Here is a 6,253-nt window from a genome sequence, read left to right as displayed (position 1 = left end):
TCTGGCATGTAGGTGATCAGATGAATGTAGCACCTGCCGCCCTGACTGATCCCAAAGTTGACACCTGCGAGCTGGAAGTCATGCTCAGTGCTGCCGCTCTGACCAATTCAGAATGTGCTGCAGAACTGGACAAAAAGGAACCCGGCCGCTCTGCATTCATTCAGCGTCAGGTTCGCGAAGGCATGCGCCCTCTGCTGCGTCCTGCCAACAACGCCTGATACGGGCATCAATGCAGGCTGCTGGAATGAAACATTGTCTCATTCCAGCAGTTGATTCACCTGTGCGGCACAAATAAAATCATTTTCGGTGATCCCCTTTACGGAATGAGTGGAGTATCGTAGCAGGCAGTATCCATAGCCTATTTCCATGTCTGGATGATGATTTTCACGATCAGCAATCCACGCTACAGCGTTCACGAAAGCCATGGTTTCGTAAAAGTTTTTGAATTGAAAATCCCGGCATAAACTGCCCTGCTCCAGGCGCCATCCGGATACACTCCCAATACGCCCGGTAACTTTATCATCCGCAAGTTTCTCGACACCGCCTTCACAAGCCTGACATTTTCCCTGTCGCAAATCGCTGGACATCGCTAAACTCCTTTTTGGCAAACAGACTGATGAGTTGTATGATTGTCATCAGCATAGTGCTTTTTCAGGTATCATTCATGTCCAAAAAAACGCCGCCCTCACCATTGCAGACGCCCGACGGCAGTACGCATATTCTCCTGCACTCCTGCTGTGCACCTTGTGCTGGTCCCATCATGGATGATATTCGCAAAGCTGGCATCGAATTTACGGTGCTGTTTTACAATCCGAACATTCACCCGCAGGCAGAATATGAATTGCGCAAGGAAGAAAATATCCGCTATGCCGGGGCATTGGGCGTGCCTTTCATTGACCTCGATTATGACAAGGACAACTGGTTTGCCCGGGTGAAAGGTCTGGAATGGGAACCGGAGCGCGGCGAGCGCTGCACTGCCTGTTTCGACATGCGCTTTGAGCGCTCGGCGCTGTATGCAGCAGAGCATGGCTTCAGCGTCTTCAGCAGCACCCTGGGGATATCGCGCTGGAAAGACATGGACCAGATCAATGCCTGTGGTGTCCGGGCTGCAGACCGCCATGAAGGACTGCAATATTGGGATTACAATTGGCGCAAGGGCGGTGGCAGTGCCCGCATGATTGAAATAGCCAAGCAGGAACGATTTTACCAGCAGGAATACTGCGGGTGTGTCTACTCCCTGCGTGATACCAACATGCACCGTCTGAGCCAGGGCCGCGAAAAAATTATTCGTGGCATCAAATTCTATGGCAAAGACAGCGTCCGTCAGGAAGAAGCCGGTGATTTATCCAGAGACATCAATAACACGTAATGATTACCCGGACCCAGCATTTCAAACAAGGGATAGTGTAGAGGGATTCCTCGGGCCTTTCCCCAGTCACTCAGGGCGGAATAGGCTTTCCACGAAGCGATGGCCGCATTTGCGCTCACCTCCACCCTTGCCACCCTCTGTGCGGGCCAGTCTCCCGTTAACCATCCCGGTGGCGTCGCATCGCCGGCATTTATCAGATAGCCGATCCGCGCTTTAACCATCGCATCTCCGCCGCTACCGCTTTCATTTTCCATCATCGTGATTTCAGGATGCCCGCGTAAATTGGCGGGCAACTGCGGCGATAATTTGCCTCTGGCCTTGACCATCTGCCGATAAGTGCCCTGGAAATTATGATAAATATACGCGTGAGCCACTCCGGTTTCTTCAAGCACTTGAGCGGAATGAAATACGCCCAGCCACCACAGGGTTCCCAATACCAGCAGAACAAATACGACCAGGGGTCCAGCCCAGCCACGTCGCCAGTCACGTTTTGGTGCTTCTCTGATCTCCGCCATGCGCTGCATATACCTCTGTAAAATAGTCCCAGGAAAAGCCCGGACCGGGATCCCATTTGCGCCCGGGCGCAATGTCCGCGTGACCGACAATCCGTTCTCGCGTTATCGCCGGAAACAGTTTTTGCAGATCCCGGCTTAAAGCGGCCAGACGTTGATATTGAATGGGCAGAAATTTGCTGGATGCACTACCTTCCAGCTCTACACCGACACTGTAATCATTGCAGGCAGAACGGCCTTGCCATGAAGATACGCCTGCATGCCAGGCGCGATCCCAGACACTCACATGCTGCCAAAGCTTACCATCCCGTTCAATGAAAAAATGTGCAGACACCCGCAAGTTTCTTAACTGTTCATAATAAGGATCACGGTCAAAATCCAGACAGCCCATAAAAAATCGTGGCACTTCGCCACTCCCAAACTGTTCTGGAGGCAAACTGATGGCATGAACAACCAGCAGATCAATATCTACACCCACAGGCCTTTGATCAAAATAGGACGAGGGTGCAGCATGCACCTTGGCGTGCCAGCCCGCCGCGTTCCAGGGATAAGGCAGATCAGGATTCAAGGAAGTTCTTCAGGAGGGAGATCAGCATGCGCGTTCAGCCACTGTTCCAGAGCATGGACCCGCGCCTCAACCTGAATCGGACGCTGATATTGGCCATTACGAAACAGAAACAGGGCGGCAGGTGATACACTTCAAATTCCCGGGTAATGCCCATATCAATGCCGGCATCGATCTCCCAAACCTGCAGACCACTCCGGCTCTCTTCCAGATTTTTCAGCAGCCGCCGCCAGATCCGACAGGAGTGACAGCCTGCAGAGCTGAAAAATAAAATGACTTCACCCCGGGTTTCCGCCATACGCTGCCAAAAACCCAGTTCAGAAACGGTTTTCATTGCTGAGTTTAAAGTTGCGGATGCTGGCGATGTGACGGACCCTGCAAACGATTCATCGCCGAAAGGTAAGCTTTGGCACTGGCCACGACAATATCGGTATCGGCGCCCTGACCATTGACGGCCCGACCACTGGCGTCCTGCAGACGCACGGTCACATCACCCTGGGCATCCGTACCCGTGGTAATGGCATTGACCGAATAGAGCAGCAAACGGGTTTCACTGTTCAGAATACTTTCCATGGCCTGGAATGCCGCATCTACCGGCCCGCCACCCACTGCCTTGGCCGTTTTGGCCACCCCGTCCACCCAGACTTCCACAGTGGCTTCGGGATGCGTACCCATTTCCGAGCAAACCCGCAAATAACCCAGACGATAATGTTCAGCCTGCTCTTCCTGCAGATCTTCATTGACCAGCGCCTGCAGGTCCTCATCAAATATTTCTGCCTTGCGGTCGGCAAGATCCTTGAAGCGGGCAAAAACCTGATCCAGCGTATCTTTTTCCAGATGAATACCCAACGCCTCCAGACGCGCACGGACAGCCGCCCGACCGGAAAGTTTTCCCAGCGTCATGCGATTGGCCGACCAGCCCACATCTTCCGCACGCATGATCTCATAGGTCTCCCGATGCTTGAGCACACCATCCTGGTGAATGCCTGACTCATGGGCAAAAGCATTAGCCCCGACAATGGCCTTGTTGGGCTGGACCGGAAAGCCGGTAATGGTAGACACCAGCTTGCTGGTAGCCACAATCTGGCTGGTATCAATGCGGGTATCACAGACAAAAGCATCTTGCCGCGTACGCACCGCCATCACGATTTCTTCAAGGGCGGCATTACCCGCCCTTTCACCCAGACCGTTGATCGTGCATTCAACCTGTCGGGCACCATGCTGCACGGCAGACAGGGAGTTGGCCACTGCCAGGCCCAGATCATTGTGGCAATGTACCGAAAAAATGGCTTGATCGGCGTTGGGAATCCGGTTGCGCAAATTGGCAATCAACTGACCAAAGCGATCCGGCAGATTATAACCAACGGTGTCAGGAATATTGATGGTACGGGCTCCCGCCTGAATGACCGCTTCAATCACCCGGCACAGAAAATCCTCCTCGGAACGGCCCGCATCTTCCGCTGAAAACTCCACATCATCACAATACTGCCGCGCCAGTTTTACCGCAGCCACCGCACGTTCCAGGACCTGTTCCGGACTCATCCGCAATTTTGCCTGCATATGAATCGGGCTGGTGGCAATGAACGTGTGAATACGTGCAGCATTGGCTTCCTTCAACGCCTCACCGGCACGGCGAATGTCTTCATCCCGCGCGCGCGACAACCCGCATACCCGACTTTCCCGTACGGTCCTGGCGATAGCCTGCACGGCGGCAAAATCTCCAGGGCTGGCGACCGGAAAGCCTGCTTCAATGACATCCACCTGCAAGCGTTCCAAGGCCTGGGCAATGCGCAACTTTTCATCGCGGGTCATGGAAGCGCCCGGAGATTGCTCGCCGTCGCGCAAGGTAGTGTCAAAAATAATCAAATGCTCTTTGGACGTTGTCATAGCCTGTGTCTCCCAATCAATTGGGAAGATTGTACCCCGCTACCAACAATTAACGAAGACAATGCACTTTCTTCGTGAATGATTCAGGCGTCTCGCCGCAACCAACGATAAACAGTGCGCTCACTAACCCCCAGAGTTTCAGCCACCCGTCGCCGGTTGCCTTGATATTGCCGCAACAAAGCCTCCAGATCATCCGGCTGCGCGCCACCGCGCGGCACGGATGCCACAGTTCCAAAATCTCTCACGGCACCCGGCGAAGAGGCAGCATGCGCCGCAAACGCTGGACTGGCTCCCGTAAAATTCAGATGACTTGCCTGAATAACCGGCCCATCCGCCAGTGCCGCCGCTTTTTGCAGAATATTGCGCAATTCCCGAACATTTCCCGGAAAATCGTAAGTAAACAGGCGCCGTTCTGCCTCTTTCGACAGCGTCCACTGCCCCCCCCAACTTTTACCAATGCGTTCCAACAACACCGCAGCAATACCCGCAATATCATCACGACGATCCCGCAAGGGCGGTAAATCAATGGTAATAGCTGCGAGACGATAATATAAATCCTCCCGAAATTGTCTCTGCCCCGCCATTTCCAATAAATTACGGTTGGTCGCCGCGATAATACGCACATCGGCATGCAAGGTCTCTGAACCCCCCAAACGCCGAAAGCTCCCGGTTTCCAGAACCCGTAATAATTTAGCCTGCATACTTAAGGGTAATTCCCCCACCTCATCCAGAAACAGGGTTCCCCGGTCGGCCATTTCATACAGTCCACGCTTACGCCCCAGACAACCGGTGAAAGCCCCTCTTTCATGGCCCAGTATTTCACTTTCAAAAAGTGTTTCAGGCAGCGACGCACAATCCACGGTAATAAATGCTTCAGATGCCCGTGCAGAAAATTGATGGAGTGCGCTGGCTGCCAACTCCTTACCAACTCCACTTTCACCATAAAGTAAAATAGTGGCATCTGTACGGCCCGCCATTTCAATGTGATGCAGGCATTTCATGAATGCCGGAGAACGGCCCACCATGCGCATGTCACCACAGGTAATGGCTTCATCCTGATGCGGCAAGCGAATGATTTCCTCGCCAAGATAGGTATTCCCTTCCTGATCTTTGATGGCATGTCCACGAATACGGACATGTTCAGCATGATTCTTATGATCATAATGAATGTGCCGGACATCGTGGGCTTCTCCTGTCGTAAAAACAGCCTGATGGGGACAATCTTCTCCACGCATATGGCAAGGCACCGGCGAATGATGGGAAATTTCATGACAGCAACGCCCAATTATCTCATCTGCTTGCACGCCATAGGCCTCCTGATAGGCCCGGTTCGCTGCAATAATCCGGTACTGGTCATCAATCAAAACCATCGGGTTCTGCTGAATATTCAAAACACTCTGAACATCCAGACCAGTTGCTGACTTGTGCTTTTGCGTGGGCTTATGCACATCAGGAGTAGTACGGTCACGATTCTGCATATCCATAATCTGCCTCGGTGTCTGGTCGGCCACTGCTTTTACAGGCTGAACGCGTTGTTTCGTAAATAATACGCATCTTCTTTCTTTTTGGATGCAAAAAAATTTCTATTACCATAACTTGATTATATTTGTTTATGAACAAGATTTTCTGTTTGTCAGCGCATGTCATGACATGTCATGACACTTTTCCATCTGCCGCGATATAAAAATGAGCAAGCAATACAGTTAATTAGATTATTCTTAATTTTTAATTATCTAGCGTGATAAACGGTTTAGCTTCAATTTATTAACACTCATACAGGCTGGCATATTTACTGCTATTGCTAACGCATTCACATACGATCGGGAGACACAATGTCAGGCATGTACATCATTTGTTTAAGCGGCGAGCGCGAGAAGTTGCAATTTGCCGCCATGGCGGCGTCCGTAGCGGCGGTATCCG

General features: G+C 52.1%; 8 protein-coding genes. 2 read left to right on the top strand and 6 right to left on the bottom strand.

What is annotated here, in order from left to right:
- Window positions 1-218: hypothetical protein (locus AC2VLY_RS16785; RefSeq protein ID WP_486922684.1), on the top strand; the 218-nt coding region annotated here is incomplete at its 5' end.
- Window positions 219-257: 39 nt separating this feature from the next.
- On the opposite strand, the gene AC2VLY_RS16780 is transcribed toward AC2VLY_RS16785, so the two are convergent.
- Window positions 258-587: a 4a-hydroxytetrahydrobiopterin dehydratase gene (locus AC2VLY_RS16780; RefSeq protein ID WP_193651087.1), complete on the bottom strand. Its 330-nt coding sequence runs from the start codon at window positions 585-587 to the stop codon at window positions 258-260.
- 77 nt (window positions 588-664) lie between these two features.
- Here AC2VLY_RS16780 and AC2VLY_RS16775 point away from each other — a divergent pair, with 77 nt between their 5' ends.
- Window positions 665-1,369 carry an epoxyqueuosine reductase QueH gene (locus AC2VLY_RS16775; RefSeq protein ID WP_486922683.1) on the top strand — a complete coding sequence of 235 codons (705 nt, stop codon included), beginning with the start codon at window positions 665-667 and terminating at the stop codon, window positions 1,367-1,369.
- Here the strand turns inward: AC2VLY_RS16775 and AC2VLY_RS16770 are convergent.
- From AC2VLY_RS16770 to AC2VLY_RS16750, 5 genes are all read right to left on the bottom strand, one after another.
- On the bottom strand, window positions 1,324-1,884 hold the full coding sequence (locus AC2VLY_RS16770) for a hypothetical protein (RefSeq protein ID WP_486894118.1): 561 nt from the start codon (window positions 1,882-1,884) through the stop codon (window positions 1,324-1,326). The genes AC2VLY_RS16775 and AC2VLY_RS16770 overlap by 46 nt on opposite strands.
- On the bottom strand, window positions 1,853-2,449 hold the full coding sequence (ampD, locus tag AC2VLY_RS16765) for a 1,6-anhydro-N-acetylmuramyl-L-alanine amidase AmpD (RefSeq protein WP_227485365.1): 597 nt from the start codon (window positions 2,447-2,449) through the stop codon (window positions 1,853-1,855). Before ampD ends, AC2VLY_RS16770 begins: the two co-directional genes overlap by 32 nt.
- A 34-nt stretch (window positions 2,450-2,483) precedes the next feature.
- A complete protein-coding gene (locus AC2VLY_RS16760) occupies window positions 2,484-2,780 on the bottom strand; it encodes a thioredoxin domain-containing protein (RefSeq protein WP_486894119.1) in 297 nt (98 codons plus the stop codon).
- Between the two features lie 8 nt (window positions 2,781-2,788).
- Window positions 2,789-4,333, bottom strand: coding sequence for a 2-isopropylmalate synthase (locus AC2VLY_RS16755; protein WP_486894120.1), 1,545 nt, complete (start codon window positions 4,331-4,333; stop codon window positions 2,789-2,791).
- 83 nt (window positions 4,334-4,416) lie between these two features.
- On the bottom strand, window positions 4,417-5,817 hold the full coding sequence (locus tag AC2VLY_RS16750; RefSeq protein ID WP_486894122.1) for a sigma-54 interaction domain-containing protein: 1,401 nt from the start codon (window positions 5,815-5,817) through the stop codon (window positions 4,417-4,419).
- Window positions 5,818-6,253 lie beyond the last annotated feature (436 nt).

The organism is Acidithiobacillus sp. TH-A36 (assembly GCF_057473445.1).
This window is presented reverse-complemented; position numbering and strand designations above follow the sequence as displayed.